We start from the raw sequence: 19614 nt of genomic DNA on the forward strand, positions 1-19614 counted from the left end.
ACAAATTTCAGGCAAGCACTTCGCAAAGCCTTTTCCCAAAGGTGTCCCCTTCAGGCCTCATTGATGTTTTTCTTTATATTTTACAGTTATTTACACAATTCTTGACTGAAGCCTTGCCTTTAAATTCCTGAACTCTCAAGCCTGGTCCGAAACCCGCATCGGGCACATCTTGGCAAAATGCACTACTTGCACAGCTAAAAATATCGCGCCAATAATGCGACCAATTCAAATTGGTTCGAATTGGTATGGCATGAGCGGCACCGACAAACCTTCGCAGCGCAACTCCAGCATGGCCTTGGAACGACTTCGGATCATCGTGGACCAGCTCACGGCTGAGGGCGAGGAACAGCTTCCCACCGAGCGTGAATTGTCCGAAACCATCGGTGTCGGCCGCAGGGCCGTACGCCGGGCCCTGGAAGTGCTTGAAACCGAAGGCAAGATCTGGCGCAGGCAGGGAGCGGGAACTTTCATCGGCAGCGAACCTGCACAGCCGGAAAAGCAGATCCTGTCGCTGCACGAAAACTCCAACATGCTCGAGGTCATGGAGGTCCGGTTGCAGATCGAGCCGGTGCTGGCCCGGCTGGCCGCGCTGCGCGCCGCGCCTTCCGATATTGCCGCCATGAGCGACCTTGCGGACCGCGTCGGCAAGGCCGAGGACATGGACAGCCGCGAACTCTGGGACAGCGCCCTGCACCGGGCCATTGCACGGGCAGCACGCAACACGTTGTTCCTGGCACTTTTCGACGTTGTGGACCGGGTCCGGCAGGACACCGCCTGGCGCCATGTGCGCGAAGCCTTGAGAACCGACGATGCCCTGACGCTGTACCGGGCACAGCATGTCGACATCATCGCAGCCATTGCCAACCGGGACCCAATCGCCGCGGAAAAGACCATGCGCGCCCACCTGCTGGCGCTGCAGGAGCGTCTCCTTTTCCAGAGTGCAAGCGAGGCGGCAAATGCCGACTGAGGCCCCCGTTCTTGAGGTTCAGGACCTCTCGCTCCGTTTCAAGGGTGCCCCGGCAAACATCGTCGATGGTCTGTCCTTTGCCGTCCGTCCGGGCGAAACCCTGTGCATCGTCGGAGAAAGCGGCTGTGGCAAGTCGGTGACCGCCTTGTCGCTGATGGGCCTGCTGCCCCGAGGTGTTGCCAGGGTCATGTCCGGCACGGCAACTTTCGCGGGGCAGGACCTCCTGGCCCTGCCAGAGCGCGCGCTCGCCGACCTGCGCGGCGACCGTATTTCCATGATCTTCCAGGAGCCGATGACCTCTCTCAATCCGTCTTACAGGATTGGCGACCAGATATCGGAAATCGTGCTGCGGCATCGCCCGGTGAACCGTCTGCAGGCCCGCGCAAGGGCACTGGAAATGCTGGAGCGGGTCAAGATTCCGGCCGCGTCCAGCCGGCTGGACGATTACCCGCATGAGCTTTCCGGCGGTATGCGTCAGCGCGTCATGATTGCCATGGCACTTGCCAACGACCCGGTTCTGCTGATCGCCGACGAGCCGACCACCGCGCTGGACGTAACCATCCAGGCTCAGATCATCGACCTGATCGAAGACCTGCAGAAGGAGAGCGGAACGGCGCTGATCATGATCACGCATGATCTGGGCGTCGTCGCCGAAATCGCCGACCGCGTCTGTGTGATGTACGCGGGGCGCGCGGTGGAGGAAGGCCCGGTCGCCGCAATTTTCGACGATCCGCAGCACCCCTACACCATCGGCCTGATGAGCTCCGTGCCGTCGGTCGGGCCCCGGTCCGGCAGGCTGGCAACCATTGGTGGCATGGTGCCTGCCATCGACAACATGCCGTCAGGGTGCCGGTTCACGCCGCGCTGCCCCTTTGCCGGAACCGGCTGCGAAACAACGCCGGCACTTGTCGAACTTGGCCCATCTCACCGGGCCGCCTGTCATTACGCCCCCTTGGAAAGCGCATTTGCGGAGGCTGCCGGATGAGCCTGCCAACCCGGGACAAGATCATCGAGACGCGCGCCGTCACCAAGCGTTTCGGCGGCCGCAAGAGCCTTTTCAAACCGGCAACCTCGGTCAGTGCCGTCAACGGTGTATCGCTGACCATCAAACGTGGAGAAACCTTCTCCATCGTTGGAGAAAGCGGCTGCGGGAAATCCACGCTGGCACGTCTTCTCGTCCGCCTGCTGACACCGTCGGACGGTGCGGTTCTTTACGACGGCAACGACATTTCCGCCCTGTCCGAACAGGAAATGCGCCGATTGCGGAAAGACCTGCAGTTCGTGTTCCAGGACCCGTTTTCCTCGCTTAACCCACGCATGACCGTCGGAGCGCTGATCGAGGAACCGATGAAGGTTCACACGGCGCTGACCCGTACCGAAAGGCGGCAGAAGGTCGCCGAGCTTCTGAACAGGGTCGGTTTGCGTCCAGCCTTTGCCAACCGCTATCCGCACGAATTTTCCGGCGGTCAGCGCCAGCGTATCGGCATTGCCCGGGCGCTCGCCAGCGGTCCCAAGGTGATCGTCGGTGATGAACCCGTTTCGGCACTGGATGTTTCGGTGCAGGCCCAGGTCATCAATCTTCTGGAAGACCTGAAGTCGGAGTTCGACCTGACGCTGATCCTGATCGCCCACGATCTGGCGGTCATCCGCCACATGAGCGACCGGGTGGCTGTCATGTACCTGGGCGAAATCGTCGAGTTGGCGCCGAACGACGCGCTCTTCGACAAGCCCTTGCATCCCTACACCCAGGCCCTGATGCGCGCGATCCCGATTGCCTCGCCCCATGGCCGGTCGATGAAGGCCGCTCTCCTGGGCGACGTGCCCTCGCCGCTGGACCCGCCTTCAGGCTGCCGTTTCCATCCGCGTTGTCCGCACGCGACCGACCTTTGCAGCCGGGAGAAACCGGTGCCAGCCAATGTCGCGGGTGATCGAACCGTCGCCTGTCACCACTGGGAAAAGATTGCAGACGATACCCAACCCCCGGTTCAGGAACCGCCAAGGAGCCCCAATGCGGAAAAGCGCTTCGCGCTGTTCCGGACCCGAAGTCAACAAAAAGAGCCGACGACGGCCGCAAGACCATAATTCGAGCCCTTCCGAGAGGAGTACAAACATGCGTAAGGATTTCCTTGCCGCGCTGCTGCTCAGCGCAACGACCCTGGCCACGGCCGCCCAAGCCGCCGATCTTCGCATCGGCCTGCAGGACGATGCCGATGTGCTGGATCCCGATCAGTCCCGGACCTTTGTCGGCCGTATCGTCTACACCTCGCTGTGCGACAAGCTGGTGGACATCACACCGGATCTGGAAATCATCCCACAGCTGGCCACCGGCTGGACCTGGTCCGACGACGGCAAGGTTCTGACCATGGACCTGCGCGAAGGCGTGACCTTCCACGACGGCACGCCCTTTGACGCGGAAGCGGTGAAAGCCAACATCGAGCGCTCGAAGACCCTTCCGGAAAGCCGCCGCAAGAGTGAAGTCAAGTCCATCGAAGGCGTGGAAGTTTCCGGCCCGCTGCAAGTCAAGATCAGCCTCGCCTCGCCGGATGCAACGCTGCTGGCCCAGTTTGCCGACCGCGCCGGCATGATGGTTTCCCCGACCGCCGCAGAAGCCGCCGGGGCCGACTTCGGCAATAACCCGGTCTGTTCCGGCCCGTTCAAGTTCGTTGAACGCGTCCAGCAGGATCGCATCGTTCTGTCCAAGTTCGACGGCTACTGGAACAAGGATGCCATCAACTTCGACACCGTCACTTTCCTGCCGATCCCCGATACAACCGTACGTCTCGCCAACCTGCGCTCCGGCGATATCGACATGCTGGAACGCCTTGCTGCAACTGACGTCGCCTCGGTTAAGGGCGATGCCAACCTCGGCTTCGCGGAAGCCGTCAGCCTTGGCTACCAGGGTATCACGGTGAACCTCAACAACGGCGAGAAGGGTGACAACCCGTTCGGCAACGACCCGAAGATCCGCCAGGCCTTCAGCCTTTCGCTCGACCGTGACGCGATCAACCAGGTTGTCTTCGAAGGCGCCTTTGCACCCGGCAACCAGCCGTTCCCGCCGACCAGCCCCTGGTACGACAAGGACTATCCGGTTCCGGCACGGGATGTCGAAAAGGCAAAGGCCCTACTGAAGGAAGCCGGTTATGACAGCCTCGACGTCGAAGTGCAGGTGGCCAACAACCCCGTGCAGACGCAGATGATGCAGGTTGTGCAGTCGATGGCGGCGGAAGCCGGTTTCAACGTCAAACTGAAGTCGATGGAATTCGCCAGCCTGCTGGCGGACCAGTCCGCGGGCAACTACCAGGCAAGCCAGGTGGGCTGGTCGGGTCGTGTCGATCCGGATGGCAACATCCACCAGTTCATGACCTGCAAGGGCGGGATCAACGATTCCAAGGTCTGCATTCCGGAAGTCGACAAGCTGCTGGACGAGGCTCGGCAGAGCAATGACACCGCCACGCGCAAGGCCAAGTATGACGCGGCACGGGATATCCTGATCAACGAATTGCCGATCGTCTATCTCTACCACCCGACCTGGATCTGGGCCCTGTCTGGCAAGCTGGAAGGCTTCACCGCCTATCCTGACGGCATGATCCGCCTCGAGAACGTCAAGTTCAAATAACCAGACGCATGAAGGGACCCGGCTCTTGCCGGGTCCCGTTCCAAACGGATTTTGCCTGAATGCTGTCCTACATCGTACGCCGGCTGCTCATCGCCATCCCGACGCTCATTCTGGTCTCGGTCTTCGTGTTCGTGCTGCAGAAACTGCTGCCCGGCGACCCGGCGCTCGTGCTTGCCGGCGAAGAACGCGATCCTGAAGTGCTGGCGTTCATCCGCGAGAAATACCGGCTCAACGACCCGATCCTCTACCAGTATTTATCCTGGATGAAGGCCATGCTGCAGGGCGATCTCGGCATTTCGCTGCGGACCAATCAGCCGGTGACGCAGCTTATCGCCGACAAGCTGCCGGTCACGATCCAGCTCGCGGTGATGGCGATGGTCATCGCCTTCGCCATAGGCATTCCGGCCGGCATCCTGTCCGCGGTGCGCAAGGGAACCGCCGTGGACTACATCGCCAATTTCGTGGCGCTGTCCGGCCTTTCCATCCCGAATTTCTGGCTCGGCATCATGCTGATCATGCTGGTCTCCGTTCACCTGGGCTGGCTGCCGGCCTCCGGCTATGAATCGCCCTTCGTCGATCCGCTGAAATCACTCCAGACCATGATCATGCCAGCCTTCGTGCTGGGCACGGCACTGGCGGCAACGTTGATGCGGCACACCCGCTCGGCCATGCTGGGTGTCCTGAAGGCCGACTATGTCCGCACCGCCCGTGCCAAGGGTCTTCGAGAGAATGTGGTCATCCTGAAACACGCGTTCCGCAACGCGCTTCTGCCCATCGTCACCCTGAGTGCCCTGCTCTTCGGCGAATTGCTGGCAGGCGCGGTGCTTACGGAACAGATCTTCACCATTCCGGGCTTCGGCAAGTTGATCGTCGATGCGGTCTTCACTCGCGATTATGCCGTCGTCCAGGGGATCGTCATGTGCACGGCTGCCGGCTTCATACTGATGAACCTGATCGCCGATGTTCTCTACTTCCTTCTCAACCCGCGCATGAGGAGCAGCCTGTGAGCGCCGTGACCACCGCCACAGATCCGGCCGAGGAAACCATCCGCCTCGAAAGCCGCGCCTGGAAAAAGCTGAAGGCGAACAAGAGCGCGCTGTTCGGTTTCGTCATCGTCGCCTTTTTCATCGGCATAGCGGTTGCCGCGCCGCTGCTGCCCATTGCGGACCCGGCCGCAACCAGCTGGAGCGCCGTGCGCAAGGCGCCTTCCGCCGCCCACTGGCTCGGCACCGACGAGATCGGCCGGGACATTCTCTCGCGCATGATCTGGGGCGCGCAGGCCTCGCTGATGGCGGGCGTTGTGTCCGTGCTGATCGCCGTGCTGATAGGCGTGCCCTTTGGTCTTCTGTCAGGCTATTTCGGCGGCTGGATCGACCAGGCGATCTCACGGGTCACCGATGCGCTTCTGGCAACGCCCTTTCTCATTCTGGCAATTGCGCTTGCCGCATTCCTGGGACCGAGCCTCAGCAACGCCATGATCGCCATCGGCCTGTCGGCCATGCCGATCTTCGTGCGTCTGACGCGCGGCCAGGTGCTGTCGGTCAAGACGGAAGACTATGTCGAAGGGGCACGGGCCATCGGGCTCAGCCATTTCGCCATCATGTCCCGCTACATCCTGCCCAACGTGTTTGCTCCGGTTCTGGTTCAGGCGACCCTGACAGTCGCCACCGCGATCATTGCCGAAGCGAGTCTTTCCTTCCTCGGCCTCGGCCAGCAACCTCCTGCACCGAGCTGGGGTTCCATGCTGAACGTTGCCAAGAACTTCATGACCCAGGCGCCCTGGATGGCCTGGTGGCCGGGCGCGGCGATCTTCCTGGTCGTTCTCGGTTTCAACCTGCTTGGCGATGGCCTGCGCGACGCTCTCGACCCGCGCGAAAGCTGACCCGTTTTTTAAAACCCAAAGAGTAACTCATGCCGACTTTTACCACCCGCCCCGAAATCACCGGCACCTTCGGTGTCGTCACTTCCACCCACTGGATCGCAAGCGCCATCGGCATGAGCATCCTGGAAAAAGGCGGCAATGCCTTTGACGCCGCCGTTGCGACCGGGCTTGTGCTGCAGGTTCTGGAGCCGCATCTGAACGGCCCTGCCGGCGATTTGCCGGTGATCTTCCACAAGGCCGGAACCGGCGAAACCAAGGTCGTTTGCGGCCAGGGACCTGCCCCGGCGGGAGCCACCATCGACCATTACAAGGCGGAAGGGCTGGATCTCATTCCGGGCAACGGCCTGCTGTCGACTGTCATTCCGGGTGCCTTCGACGGCTGGATGCTGATGCTGCGCGACCACGGCACGTTGAGCCTGCGCGATGTGCTGGAGCCTGCGATCTATTACGCTGAAAACGGCCAGCCCATGTTGCCGGGTGCAGCGGCAACCATCGGCGGGCTGAAGGACTTCTTCCAGACAGAATGGCCGACGTCCTTCGAGACCTGGGTACCTGGCGGAAACGTTCCGGAAGCCGGCGAGATGTTCAAAAACCCGGTTCTGGCCCAGACCTGGACCCGGCTCTTGAGCGAAGCGGAAAGCCAATCCGGCCGCGAGAATCAGATCGACGCGGCACGGGACTGTTTCTACCGCGGCTTCATTGCCGAGGAGATAGCGGCCTTCCTGGAAACCGCCGAGGTGATGGACGGCTCGGGCACCAAGCACAAGGGTGTGCTGACCGCCGACGATCTGGCGACCTGGAGCGCGACTTACGAAGATCCGCTCCTGAGCGACTATCACGACTGGACCGTCGCCAAGACCGGCCCATGGGGACAGGGGCCTGTGCTCCTGCAGGCGCTGGCGCTTCTGAAAGGCTTCGATATCGGCGCTATGGACCCGGCTGGTGCCGACTTCGTCCACCATGTGACCGAAGCCATGAAGCTCGCCTATGCGGACCGCGAGGTCTATTACGGCGATCCCGCTTTTGTTGACGTTCCGATGAGCACGCTGCTGTCGGACGACTACAACGATGCGCGGCGCAAACTGATTTCCGACACCGCGTCCTTCGACCTGCGCCCCGGCGTTCTGCCCGGCTTTGAGGATCAGGTCGCTGCCAACATGGCCGTGATCGAGCGCGCAGGCATTGCCAACACGGGTCTTTACGAGCCGACGATGGCGCATCTTTCCGAGCGGCGGGGCGACACGGTTCATCTAGACATCATCGACCGCTGGGGCAACATGGTTGCCGCGACCCCGTCCGGCGGCTGGCTGCAATCCTCTCCGATCATTCCCGCGCTCGGCTTCTGCCTGAATTCCCGCGCGCAAATGTTCTGGCTGGAAGACGGCCTGCCGACCAGCCTGGCGCCCGGCAAACGCCCGCGCACCACGCTGACCCCGAGCCTTGCCTTCCATGAAGGGCGGCCGGCGATGGTGTTCGGCACACCAGGCGGCGACCAGCAGGACCAGTGGCAGCTTTCCCTGTTCCTGCGGCTGGTGCATCACGGCCTCAACCTGCAGGAAGCCATCGACCTGCCGCTGTTCCACACGACCCATTTCCCGACGTCGTTCCACCCGCGCCAACGCCAGCCGGGGCACGTGATGGCGGAAGGCAATTTCAGCCCCGAGACAATCAATCTGCTGCGAGCCCGCGGGCATTCGGTGGAAGTTTCCGGCAACTGGACCATCGGCCGGCTGACCGCCGCCAAGCGCAGCGCTGACGGCGTCCTGAAAGCAGCGGCGACCCCGCGCCTGATGCAGGCCTACGCGATCGGTCGATAGACGGCACCACAGCCCCGCCGATCTCTTGCACCTATCGGCGCCGGCGGGGCTTTCAAACCCGTGCGAAGAGCTCCCTGAGGGCTTCGGCGTCGATCGCCCGGCAAACCGCACCTGCGGGCCTTGCGGTTGGCGTGTCTTCGGCCGCCAGCATGGCGTTGAGGACAGCTTCCTCGATTGCCTCCACCGCAGCCATGTAGACCGGATCGAGCAGATCGTCGTTCAGCGACACCATGGATTTCCACGGCCCGCTGAGCTGCGGCAGATCCATTTCGTTGGCCGTGCTGAAAGCAAGGAAAATGTCGCCGGAGCTGTTGCCGCCCGGCGTTCCGCCCCGGCCAATGCCGATGGTCGCGCGGCGGGCCAGACGGTCGAGCTGGGAAGGCAGCAGCGGCAGATCCGTTGCGATGATCACGATGATCGAGCCACGCTCCGCCTTGAAGCCAGGCAACCGGTCTTCCATCATCTTTTCCCCGACGGACTGTCCCAGCACCTTGAACCATGGCCGAAGACCGTGGTTCGCCTGCACAAGAACCCCGACCGTGTGGGGCTTGCCACCTGCTTCGATACGCCGTGAGGCGGTGCCCGTTCCTCCCTTGAACTCGTAACAGATCATGCCCGCACCACCGCCGACATTGCCTTCGGCAGGTGGATTGGATGTCGCGTTTTCGAGGGCTTTTGCCGCGTGTTCCGGCCGCACATGCAGGCCATTGATGTCGTTCAGGACACCGTCATATGTTTCCGCGACAACCGGCATCGCCCAAAGGTGGTTGTTCTCCCAGGCATCGCGATAGGTATCGACCATCCAGCGTACAGCGGCCTCGTGCGCAGCGCCTACGCTGTGCGTATTGGTGATCAGGATCGGGCCGGTGAAATAACCCGCGTCCTTGACCCAGTGACTGCCGGTCATTTCACCATTGCCGTTGAGCGCATGCAGCCCCGCCCACACCGGACGCGGTGTCGATGTCCGCCCCCGGGGCAGAACTGCCGTGACGCCGGTCTGCACGGGAAGGCCGTTGCTCGCGAGCGCAGGTGTCAGCCTTGAGGAAAGCGTTTCATAGCCAACAAGCACACCTTCGACATCGGTAATCGCGTTTTGCGGACCCGGAGTGCCCGGCATGGGAAGTCCCAGGTCGCGGGCACGTTTGGAGTAATGTTTCTGCGTCATTTCTTGCGGGACCGCATGTAGAGGCCAACGGATGCGATGATGAACGAAAACACCAGCATGACCGTGGCAATTGCATTGATTTCCGGTTTGATGCCCCTGCGCAGCATCCCGTAGATGTGAACAGGCAGGGTCGTGGAATCGACGCCGGAGATGAAATAGGTGATCACCAGATCATCCATCGAGATGATGAAGGCGAGCATCGCACCGCCGATGACGCCCGGTGCGATCAACGGCAGGGTCACCCGCCGGAATGTCGTCCAGCCATCGGCCCCCAGATCCGCCGATGCCTCTTCCAGGCTGTCGTCCATATCCGCGATGCGGGCGCTGACCACGATGAACACGTAACTGCTGAGGAACGTGCAGTGACCGATGATGATCGTGTGCAGGCCAAGACCGAAGCCGAAGGACACGAAGAAGATCAACAGTGCGATGCCGAGGATGATGTCGGGCATGATCATCGGCATGAACAGAAGGGCCCGGTAGAAATTCTTGAGGCGGAACCTGAAGCGGGCAACCGCCAGCGCAACCGACGTTCCGAGCACCGTCGACACCGTCGTCGTGACAAGGGCTACCGTCAGGCTGTTCAGGACCGCGTTATAGAGCTGATCGGTTGATTCCACATAAAGCGTCAGCTCGTTCAGCTCCGTCGGGAAGCCGAAGATCGTGCGGTACCAGTCGAAGGTAAACCCCTGCCAGATCATCATGTTGACCGGGTTGGAGTTGAACGAGAACACCGTGATCAACAGGATCGGCACGTAGATGAAGACCAGAAACAGCCATCCGTAGACCGACAGGAACAGGTTTCGCCAGGAAATCTTGCGCCTCATGCCGCGACCTCCTCTGCCACCTTCGATCCGCCGGAGCGCCGCTCTTCACGGGTAACAATGCGGATGTAGTAGAGAAGCAGGACCAGGACAGCGGCCATCACCATCATTCCGAGCGCCGCTCCGAAGGGCCAGTTGCGCGCCGACAGGAATTGCTGCTCGATCAGATTGCCGATCATGACTACCTTTGCCCCGCCCAGAAGCGACGGCACAATGAAATTGCCGAGGCTCGGGATGAAGACGATGATCGAGCCACCGACGATGCCCGGCAGGGTCATTGGCAGGATCACGCGAAAAAATGTCTGTAGTCGGTTGGCACCCAGGTCCTGCGAGGCTTCGATCAGGCTGTGGTCCAGCTTTTCGATGCTGGCATAGAGCGGCAGGAACATGAACGGCACGAACACATAGACCATGCCGATAACCACCGCCGTGCCTGTGAAGATGATTTCCAGCGGCTGATCGATCAGTCCGAGGCCCATCAGCGCCTGGTTGAAGAAACCGGTCGGCCTCAGGATCAGGACCCATGCGAACAGACGCACGATCAGGCTGATGAAGAAAGGCAGCGTGATCAGGAAGATGACCAGGTTTTTCATCCTGTCCGACATCCGCGACACCCAGAAAGCGACCGGGTAACAGAGGATGAGGCTGAGCAAAACAGTGGTTGCCGCCAGTTTCACCGACCGCAGAAAGATCTCGATATAGACCGGATCGAAGCGCTCGTACTTGGTGTCGGCCCAGCCCAGGATGCGGCCGTAGTTCAGGTGAAAGAATTTCCATTCAACGCCGCCATAAAGACCCGGTGTGAGCCAGGAATAGACGATCATGATGGTGAGCGGCCCGAGGAAGAAGACCGCGAGAAAGATGGACGGTGGCAGCAAGAGGCCAAACAGCGTCAGCTTTCTCCTGTTTTCCAGTGTGTTGTGCCCCCTGCTCATGCCGGAACTCCATTTCCCGGAATGAGGTGCACGGCATCATGCGGCACGAACAGCGAGGTCTGTTCGCCGATGGTGTGATGCGACGTGCCAGGTCCCGCCCGAAGCGATGCCCTGACCGGCGGCAACCCCTGGCACACCAGAACAAGATGATAGTCGGTACCGGCGAAAAAAGCTCTCGCTGACGGTGCCCGAGATTTCGTGTCCCGCCCGCTCGCCAGAACCGCTTTGCCCCAGGTCCGCTAAAAGGTTTTCCGGCCGGATCAGCACCTTTGCCGCATCGCCCCGCTTCAGGCCGTTCACCGGACAATCGCGGATGACGGTGCTGTCGGCCAGTGCGACGTCGCAGCTTTCGCCTTCGACAGACACCACCGTGGCATCCAGAAGATTGCTTTCACCGATGAAGCGGGCGACGAACTCGTTCCCGGGGCGGCGATAAAGCTCTTCAGGCGCATCCAGTTGCTGGATGGTGCCGCCGTTCAGCACCGCGATCCGGTCCGACATAACCAGCGCTTCTTCCTGATCGTGGGTGACGAAGATGAACGAGATGCCAAGTTCGTGCTGCAGGGTCTTCAGCTCCTGCTGCATCTTGTGGCGCAGGTTCTTGTCGAGTGCCGACAGAGGTTCATCCAGCAGAAGAATTTTTGGCCGCGCCACAAGCGAACGGGCAAGGGCCACCCGCTGTTGCTGTCCACCGGAAAGCTGGCCGATCTTGCGCGCGCCCATTCCGGCAAGGCCGACAAGCTCGAGCATGCTGCCGACACGATGTCTGATTTCCGCTTTCGCGACGCCTCTAACCTCGAGGCTGTAGGCAACGTTCCGTTGCACCGACAGGTGCGGGAACAGGGCATATCTTTGAAAGACGGTGTTGACCGGTCGTTTGTGTGCCGGCTGATCCGATACCGGTTGGCCGTCTATGTAGATCTCGCCACCGTCGAGATCCTCAAACCCGCTGACCGCCCTCAGCAAGGTGGTCTTGCCGCAGCCCGACGGGCCAAGCAGCGTCAGAAACTCGTTGTGAGCCACTGTCAGGGACACGTTGTCCAGTGCCCGGATGACGCCACCTTCCGGAGCCTGAAAGCTCTTGGAGGCGCTTTCGATCCTCAAAATTCCTTGCATTCTACCCCTCGGAACGTCAGGCGACATGCGCGGCCCGTGGCCGCGCAGTCTGAATGTGACGGTCATCCGCATCCGCACTCATTGTGCCGTTTTGATGCGCGTCCATTCACTGTTGTAAAGCTGAAGGTCGCGGCCGAGGTCCACGAAGATCTGCAGCTTTTCCATCACGTCCTGAGGCGGGTAGATGCTTTCGTTGTTGGCAATTTCCGGCGGCAGGAGCTCCCGGGCCGGCAGGTTCGGAGTGCCATTCAGCTGCTGCTGTACGTTCAGCGCGGAAATTTCCGGCTGAAGATAGAATTGCAGGAACTTCTTTGCGTTGTCCTTGTTCGGTGCGCTGGCAAGGACGCAGATATCCTCCTGGTACATGGTCGCGCCTTCCTCCGGGATGACGTAGGCGAGCACATCCGGAGCCTGCTGCACGAAAATGTTCGCGCCGACATACCAGTGTGCAGCCGCCACATCGCCGGACTGGACCAGCGGAATGCTGTCGTAGGTAAAGGCGGTGACGTTCTTCTTGCGCTCCAGAATGTAATCTGCCGCGGCCTTGATCTCGGCTTCATCGGTGGAATTGACCGACGTGCCGTTCATGATGTGACCGATGCCGATGGTCTCGCGCAGATCGTCGAGAAGGATGATCTTCTCGCCCTTGTCAGCCAGGGCGAAGAAATCCTCCCAGCCGGTCATTTCGGCCACTTTCTGCTTGTTGTAGGCGATGCCGACAGTGCCCCAGGCATACGGCAGACAGTATTCCGCGTCCGGATCTGTCTTCGCGCGGATGAACTGCGGGTCGATGTTCTTGAAAGCCGGATCGCTGCCGATGCCGGTCTTTTCCAGCAAACCAAGCTGGAACATGATGTCGTGCATATGCACCGACGGGAACACGATATCGTAACCGGTGGCGCCGGCCTGGATCTTCGCAAGCATTTCCTCGTTGGAGCCATAGGTGTCCAGGTTGACCTTGATCCCCGTCTCCTCGGTAAACCTGGTCAGAACCTGCGGGTTTATGTAGTCGCCCCAGTTGTAGAGATTCAGTTCTTCCTCGGCCTGCGCAGCACTGGCAACAGCCACCAGTGCCGCTGCCCCAAGTGTTGCCTTGGCAACTCTCTTCAGCGTGTTGTTAGTCATGGAACCCTCTGGTTTGCTGCCACGTTTCTGGGAGGTGAACGGGCTTGCGTCCAAAAGGAGATTGAATTATGACATTTCTGTCAAATGTTATTTTTCTGTCATTTTGGGAGCTGAAATGGAATCCGGCTTCTCCTCCTTCCCTCAGGCGAAATTCGATGAATTCATCAAACGCTTGCAGGATGAAACACCCAAACTCCCCAAGCAGGAGGCCCGGCTTGCGCAGTTTGTCAGCCTGAATATTTCGTCTCTCGGGCTGGAAACCGGAAAATCTCTCGCGGAAAAGGCGGGGGTTTCAGAGGTCACCGTCGGAAGGTTGCTGCGCCGGCTCGGATGCGACGGCATGAAAGGGCTGAAGCAGCTGCTGCGCGAACATTATTCGGTCACCACGGCCTCCTTCGTCACCGACGGGGACATCCCTTTGCGGTTCGTCGAGACGCTGGAAGCCGAGGTCCAGGGACTGACCAACGTCTTCAACCAGACGCAAGGCGATAATTGGGAAGAGGTCATCCGACTGGTTTCGACTTCCGGGACGATTTACGCTACGGGATTTCAGTCCATCCGGGGAACGGTGGAGGATTTCGCCCGCAGGATGGCGCTCGCGCGAAAGAATGTCCATTTCCTGTCCGCCCATGACGGCATGCTGGGCGAGTGGCTTGATCACGGTCCGGAAACGGCCGCCACAACGTGCCTTATCCTGGTGGACGTCGTGCCCTATGCGTCGGAATCGTTGAAGCTCGCCCGGCTGGCAAAGAGCCAGGGCCGATCAGTGATTGTGGTTTCGGACGAATATTGCCACTGGAGTAGGGAGATCGCCGATGCCGCCGTCTATGCGCCTTCCAGAACGGGCCTCTTCCTGGAATCGACAATCGGGATCGTTGCCGCGCTCAGCCTGATGGTCGACATTGCAGCCAGGGCCAACGAGACGACCTCGAGCCACCGCCTGGTACAATGGAAGGCGAATTCGAAGAAGCTCGGACTGTTCTAGCGTAGGGTCAGAACGTCGGCGGCGTACAGGCGCTTACAACGACACAGCGGCCGTTTCGCAGTGCCTTGAACCTGTGCGGGATCGAACTCTTGAAGAGGTAGGCATCTCCAGGTCCGAGGACCTTTCTCTGCTCGCCGACGGTAACTTCAAGCCGTCCCTCGATGACGATACCGGCTTCCTCGCCCTCGTGGCTGAGCATGACCCGCCCTGTATCCGCACCCGCTTCATAAACTTCGTAAAGCATCTGCAGCTCGTGTCCGAAGAGGCTGTTGCCGACTTGCCTGTAGGAAATGTTGCCCTTGCCGATTTCGGTCAGCTCATCGACGCCGAAAAACACTTGCTCCTGCCGCTCCGGCTCATAGGCGAAAAACTCCGAAAGACCGATCGGTATACCGTCCAGAACGCGTTTCAGCGCGCTAAGGGAGGTGTTGATCTTGGCCGCTTCCAGCTGAGAGATGAAACCGTTGGTGACACCGGCCCGTTTGGCCAATTCCCGCTGTGAATAGCCATGCGCTTCCCGGATCGCCCGCAGGCGCAATCCGACATCGCGTGAGAAGTCATCGGTGTTTAGTGTGTTTATCATCCTAAACAGTTTCCCATTCAAAATGAGTCTTTTCAATGCCTTGATGTCCGCAAGAAACAGACTATTCGGCATGTCAAAATCAGTGCTTTCTAGTGCGACCGACCGAGGAGGCGCACATGAACATCGTCAACAACAACACAGATATTCGATCCAACCAGCCGCTTGACGCCTACTGGATGCCGTTTACCGCGAACCGGCAGTTCAAGCAGTCTCCACGCATGCTGGTCTCGGCCAAGGGCATGCATTACCGCAGCGACGACGGCCGCAGCATTCTCGACGGCACTGCGGGCCTCTGGTGCTGCAATGCCGGACACGGTTACGAAGAGATCACCAATGCGGTCGCCCGGCAGCTTTCAGAACTGGACTACGCGCCCTCCTTCCAGATGGGCCATCCGATCGCGTTCGAATTTGCCGAGCGTCTGAAACAGATTGCGCCGGAGGGCTTCAACCACGTCTTCTTTACCGGTTCCGGGTCTGAATCCGTCGACACGGCCCTGAAGATGGCGCTCGCCTATCACCGCGCCAGGGGGGACGCTTCCCGAACCCGGTTGATCGGTCGCGAACGCGGTTATCACGGTGTCGGCTTCGGCGGTATTTCCGTTGGCGGCATCGTCAACAACCGCCGCCATTTCGGGTCGCTCCTGACCGGTGTCGATCACTTGCCGCACACTCATGCTCCCGAACACAACAGCTTCAGCAAGGGGCAGCCGGAGTGGGGCGGACATCTTGCCGACGACCTGGAACGGATCGTTGCGCTACATGGTGCAGAGACAATCGCGGCCGTTATCGTCGAACCGGTCGCCGGTTCCACCGGTGTCCTGATCCCGCCCAAGGGATATCTGGAACGACTGCGTGCGATCTGCGACCGTCACGGTATCCTGTTGATATTCGATGAGGTCATCACCGGTTTCGGACGCCTTGGCGCCCCTTTCGCATCCGATTTCTTCGGCGTGAAACCGGATCTCTTTACCACTGCCAAGGGTCTTACCAACGGCGTCATTCCGATGGGAGCGGTCTTCGCGCAAGACGCGATCTATGAAGCCTTCATGGGCGGTCCGGCCGAAACAATCGAACTCTTCCACGGCTATACTTATTCCGGTCACCCTGTGGCCTGCGCCGCCGGCCTTGCGACGCTCGATATCTACGAAAAATATAAGCTTCTGACCCGTGGCTCGGAGATTTCAAACGCCTGGGAAGACCGTATCCATACGCTCAAGAGCGCCAAACACGTCAAGGACATCCGCACTGTTGGCGTCATTGCCGGCATTGAACTCAACTCCCGCGAGGACGCGCCCGGAAAACGTGCTTACGAGGTTTTCGTCAATTGCTTCGAGGCGGGCTTGCTGATCCGCGTGACTGGTGACATCATCGCCCTTTCGCCTCCATTGATTGTAGAAGAAGGCATGATTGACGAGATGGTGGAAACGCTGGGACAGGTTCTCTCCGAAACGGCCTAGGTTTCCGTTCTTCCGCCCAGCCCCCGCCGTGATCCAACAAAAAAGGCCGCCCTTTTTGGGCGGCCTTTTGTTTATTTGGTTGCGGTAGTTTGCTTTGAGCGTTTTTGTGCCGGTGCGTCGGGCATAGCGCTTTTTGTGGGGGCGCTGGTCAGTTTAAAATCTGTATCGGTTACCAACAAAAAACCCGGCGCGCGGCCGGGTTATTTGTTGGTTGCGGGAGCAGGATTTGAACCTGCGACCTTCAGGTTATGAGCCTGACGAGCTACCGGGCTGCTCCATCCCGCGTTGTTTTTTTTGTTTGTCCTTGGCGCGCTGGGCGTTTGGTCAAACTGGGTTTGGTCCCTGTTGGGGATACCCTTATGTTTCGGTTTGACCGGAAGACTGCGCTGATATGGGATAAGAGATCCGGAGCGCAGCGGAGGCAAGGCCGAGTGGCCGCCGGCCGGTCAGGCCGCCCGCGCGGAGCGCAGCCCTTTAGGGCGGTGCGCGCGTGAGCGACAAACAAGTTGAAGAGGTTTCAAATTGCGATTTGCAGGCCTGGCGGCGACCTACTCTCCCACACCTTAAGATGCAGTACCATTGGCGCTGGGGAGTTTCACGGCCGAGTTCGGGATGGGATCGGGTGGGGGCTCCCCGCTAGGGCCACCAGGCCGGCGAAGCGCAATTTGCGTGAACTGGTCTATATATTTTTTTGATGTTTTGGTCGGCCTCGCCTGGGACGAAGGTTCCAGGACGTTGGCCGTATGGATCATTTCAAACGCGCTCAAGCAGCCCGAAGGGCGGTAGCGCACTTAAAATGATCTTTTTGATGCGCCAGGGGCGCATCCAAAAGATGAACATTGACTAATGAGAGGATCAAGCCGAACGAGCTATTAGTAAAGCTAAGCTTCATGCGTTGCCGCACTTCCACACGCTTCCTATCGACGTGGTGGTCTTCCACGGCTCTTCAGGGAGAACTGGTTTTGAGGTGGGTTTCCCGCTTAGATGCTTTCAGCGGTTATCCCTTCCGTACATAGCTACCCTGCAATGCGGCTGGCGCCACAACAGGTCCACCAGAGGTACGTCCATCCCGGTCCTCTCGTACTAGGGACAGATCCTCTCAATTCTCCTACACCCACGGCAGATAGGGACCGAACTGTCTCGCGACGTTCTGAACCCAACTCACGTACCACTTTAATTGGCGAACAGCCAAACCCTTGGGACCTGCTCCAGCCCCAGGATGTGATGAGTCGACATCGAGGTGCCAAACAATGCCGTCGATATGGACTCTTGGGCATCATCAGCCTGTTATCCCCGGCGTACCTTTTATCCGTTGAGCGATGGCCCTTCCACGAGGGACCACCGGATCACTATGGCCGTCTTTCGACTCTGCTCGACTTGTCAGTCTCGCAGTCAGGCAGGCTTATGCCATTGCACTCAACGAGCGATTTCCGACCGCTCTGAGCCCACCTTCGCGCGCCTCCGTTACCATTTGGGAGGCGACCGCCCCAGTCAAACTACCCGCCACACACGGTCCCGGATATTGTTGTACCGCGGTTAGATATCCATGACGACAAGGGTGGTATTTCAAGGGTGACTCCACAAGAGCTGGCGCTCCTGCTTCAACGTCTACCACCTATCCTACACATGTCGTGACGAATACCAGTGTGAAGCTGTAGTAAAGGTGCACGGGGTCTTTCCGTCTGACCGCAGGAACCCCGCATCTTCACGGGGAATTCAATTTCACTGAGTCTATGCTGGAGACAGCGGGGAAGTCGTTACGCCATTCGTGCAGGTCGGAACTTACCCGACAAGGAATTTCGCTACCTTAGGACCGTTATAGTTACGGCCGCCGTTTACTGGGGCTTCAATTCGGTGCTTGCACACCTCCTCTTAACCTTCCAGCACCGGGCAGGCGTCAGACCCTATACGTCGCCTTACGGCTTCGCAGAGCCCTGTGTTTTTGATAAACAGTCGCCACCCCCTGGTCTGTGCCACCCCACAACGGTTGCCCGTCGTGAGGTCTCCCTTCTCGCGAACTTACGGGAGCATTTTGCCGAGTTCCTTCAGCATAGTTCTCTCAAGCGCCTTGGTATTCTCTACCAGTCCACCTGTGTCGGTTTCGGGTACGGTTTATACGGTGGAGCTATTTCCTGGAACACCTTCGCTGCACCCCCAATCCAATAAGGAGATACAACACACGGCATCCGTCACTACCACCAAGCTGCAGAATATTAACTGCATTCCCATCGACTACGCCTTTCGGCCTCGCCTTAGGGGCCGGCTAACCCTGCGCCGATTAGCGTTGCGCAGGAACCCTTGGACTTTCGGCGAGCGGGTCTCTCACCCGCTTTATCGTTACTCATGTCAGCATTCGCACTTCTGATATCTCCAGGAGCCCTCACGGGTCCCCCTTCGCAGACTTACAGAACGCTCCGCTACCGCGCATCATAAGATGCACCCGCAGTTTCGGTGTATGGCTTGAGCCCCGGTACATTTTCGGCGCGGAACCCCTTATTTAGACCAGTGAGCTGTTACGCTTTCTTTAAATGATGGCTGCTTCTAAGCCAACATCCTGGTTGTTTTGGGAGTTCTACATCCTTTCCCACTTAGCCATAACTTAGGGACCTTAACTGGCGGTCAGGGTTGTTTCCCTCTCCACAATGGACGTTAGCACCCACTGTGTGTCTGCCGGATAGTACTTCTCGGTATTCGGAGTTTGGTTAGGATCAGTAAGGCGGTAAGCCCCCATAGCCCATCCAGTGCTCTACCCCCGAGAGTATTCATCCGACGCTCTACCTAAATAGATTTCGCGGAGAACCAGCTATTTCCGAGTTTGATTGGCCTTTCACCCCTAGCCACAGCTCATCCCCGACTTTTTCAACAGGCGTGGGTTCGGTCCTCCAGTGCGTGTTACCGCACCTTCAACCTGGCCATGGCTAGATCACTCGGTTTCGGGTCTAATCCAACGAACTAGGGCGCCCTATTCAGACTCGCTTTCGCTACGCCTACACCTACCGGCTTAAGCTTGCTCGTTAAATTAAGTCGCTGACCCATTATACAAAAGGTACGCTGTCAGGCTTGCGCCCTCCAACTGTTTGTAGGCATCCGGTTTCAGGAACTGTTTCACTCCCCTCGTCGGGGTACTTTTCACCTTTCCCTC

Annotated in this window: 15 protein-coding genes, 1 tRNA gene and 2 rRNA genes; 9 read left to right on the forward strand and 9 right to left on the reverse strand. The window is 59.5% G+C overall.

Features of this window, described 5'->3' with window-relative positions:
- Nucleotides 1–250: 250 nt before the first annotated feature.
- From ACP90_RS27215 to ACP90_RS27245, 7 genes are read left to right on the forward strand one after another with little or no spacing between them, the layout of a single operon-like run.
- Complete coding sequence (locus ACP90_RS27215) at nucleotides 251–967, forward strand: FCD domain-containing protein (protein ID WP_022999320.1); 717 nt, start codon at nucleotides 251–253, stop codon at nucleotides 965–967.
- Nucleotides 957–1952 carry an ABC transporter ATP-binding protein gene (locus tag ACP90_RS27220; RefSeq protein WP_062491184.1) on the forward strand — a complete coding sequence of 332 codons (996 nt, stop codon included), beginning with the start codon at nucleotides 957–959 and terminating at the stop codon, nucleotides 1950–1952. Before ACP90_RS27215 ends, ACP90_RS27220 begins: the two co-directional genes overlap by 11 nt.
- Nucleotides 1949–3049 (forward strand): dipeptide ABC transporter ATP-binding protein, encoded by a 1101-nt coding sequence (locus ACP90_RS27225; protein WP_062491186.1) that lies wholly within the window; start codon nucleotides 1949–1951, stop codon nucleotides 3047–3049. Before ACP90_RS27220 ends, ACP90_RS27225 begins: the two co-directional genes overlap by 4 nt.
- 28 nt (nucleotides 3050–3077) lie before the next feature.
- Entirely contained in the window at nucleotides 3078–4583 is a 1506-nt protein-coding gene (locus ACP90_RS27230) for an ABC transporter substrate-binding protein (protein WP_022999323.1), read from the forward strand.
- Between the two features lie 59 nt (nucleotides 4584–4642).
- Nucleotides 4643–5590: an ABC transporter permease gene (locus ACP90_RS27235; protein WP_062491188.1), complete on the forward strand. Its 948-nt coding sequence runs from the start codon at nucleotides 4643–4645 to the stop codon at nucleotides 5588–5590.
- A 5-nt stretch (nucleotides 5591–5595) separates the two neighbouring features.
- Nucleotides 5596–6465 carry an ABC transporter permease gene (locus tag ACP90_RS27240; RefSeq protein WP_062492053.1) on the forward strand — a complete coding sequence of 290 codons (870 nt, stop codon included), beginning with the start codon at nucleotides 5596–5598 and terminating at the stop codon, nucleotides 6463–6465.
- A 29-nt stretch (nucleotides 6466–6494) separates the two neighbouring features.
- A complete protein-coding gene (locus ACP90_RS27245) occupies nucleotides 6495–8282 on the forward strand; it encodes a gamma-glutamyltransferase family protein (RefSeq protein ID WP_062491190.1) in 1788 nt (595 codons plus the stop codon).
- A 52-nt stretch (nucleotides 8283–8334) separates the two neighbouring features.
- Here ACP90_RS27245 and ACP90_RS27250 read toward each other — a convergent pair whose 3' ends face one another.
- The 5 genes from ACP90_RS27250 to ACP90_RS27270 form a co-directional block, all read right to left on the reverse strand.
- Nucleotides 8335–9447, reverse strand: a complete 1113-nt coding sequence (locus ACP90_RS27250; RefSeq protein WP_062491192.1) for a P1 family peptidase — start codon at nucleotides 9445–9447, stop codon at nucleotides 8335–8337.
- Nucleotides 9444–10274, reverse strand: a complete 831-nt coding sequence (locus tag ACP90_RS27255; protein WP_062491194.1) for an ABC transporter permease — start codon at nucleotides 10272–10274, stop codon at nucleotides 9444–9446. The genes ACP90_RS27250 and ACP90_RS27255 overlap by 4 nt, the downstream gene beginning before the upstream one ends.
- Nucleotides 10271–11206, reverse strand: a complete 936-nt coding sequence (locus tag ACP90_RS27260) for an ABC transporter permease (protein WP_062491196.1) — start codon at nucleotides 11204–11206, stop codon at nucleotides 10271–10273. Before ACP90_RS27260 ends, ACP90_RS27255 begins: the two co-directional genes overlap by 4 nt.
- A gap of 36 nt (nucleotides 11207–11242) precedes the next feature.
- Complete coding sequence (gene potA / locus ACP90_RS27265; protein WP_208993414.1) at nucleotides 11243–12322, reverse strand: polyamine ABC transporter ATP-binding protein; 1080 nt, start codon at nucleotides 12320–12322, stop codon at nucleotides 11243–11245.
- 78 nt (nucleotides 12323–12400) lie between these two features.
- On the reverse strand, nucleotides 12401–13447 hold the full coding sequence (locus tag ACP90_RS27270) for a spermidine/putrescine ABC transporter substrate-binding protein (protein ID WP_031268765.1): 1047 nt from the start codon (nucleotides 13445–13447) through the stop codon (nucleotides 12401–12403).
- A gap of 115 nt (nucleotides 13448–13562) precedes the next feature.
- On the opposite strand from ACP90_RS27270, the gene ACP90_RS27275 reads away from it, so the two are divergent.
- A complete protein-coding gene (locus ACP90_RS27275; RefSeq protein ID WP_062491198.1) occupies nucleotides 13563–14432 on the forward strand; it encodes a MurR/RpiR family transcriptional regulator in 870 nt (289 codons plus the stop codon).
- 7 nt (nucleotides 14433–14439) lie between these two features.
- Here ACP90_RS27275 and ACP90_RS27280 read toward each other — a convergent pair whose 3' ends face one another.
- Nucleotides 14440–15015, reverse strand: a complete 576-nt coding sequence (locus ACP90_RS27280; protein WP_022999333.1) for a cupin domain-containing protein — start codon at nucleotides 15013–15015, stop codon at nucleotides 14440–14442.
- A 116-nt stretch (nucleotides 15016–15131) separates the two neighbouring features.
- Here ACP90_RS27280 and ACP90_RS27285 point away from each other — a divergent pair, with 116 nt between their 5' ends.
- A complete protein-coding gene (locus ACP90_RS27285) occupies nucleotides 15132–16472 on the forward strand; it encodes an aspartate aminotransferase family protein (protein ID WP_062491200.1) in 1341 nt (446 codons plus the stop codon).
- A 208-nt stretch (nucleotides 16473–16680) separates the two neighbouring features.
- Here the strand turns inward: ACP90_RS27285 and ACP90_RS27290 are convergent.
- The 3 genes from ACP90_RS27290 to ACP90_RS00005 all read right to left on the reverse strand — a co-directional run bounded on the left by ACP90_RS27290 (nucleotide 16681) and on the right by ACP90_RS00005 (nucleotide 19614).
- Nucleotides 16681–16757: transfer RNA gene (locus ACP90_RS27290), tRNA-Met, on the reverse strand.
- Between the two features lie 250 nt (nucleotides 16758–17007).
- A 5S ribosomal RNA gene (gene rrf / locus ACP90_RS27295) occupies nucleotides 17008–17122 on the reverse strand.
- Nucleotides 17123–17323: 201 nt separating this feature from the next.
- Nucleotides 17324–19614: ribosomal RNA gene (locus ACP90_RS00005) — 23S ribosomal RNA — on the reverse strand.

Source organism: Labrenzia sp. CP4, assembly GCF_001579905.1.
Taxonomy (GTDB): Bacteria; Pseudomonadota; Alphaproteobacteria; order Rhizobiales; family Stappiaceae; genus Roseibium; species Roseibium algicola.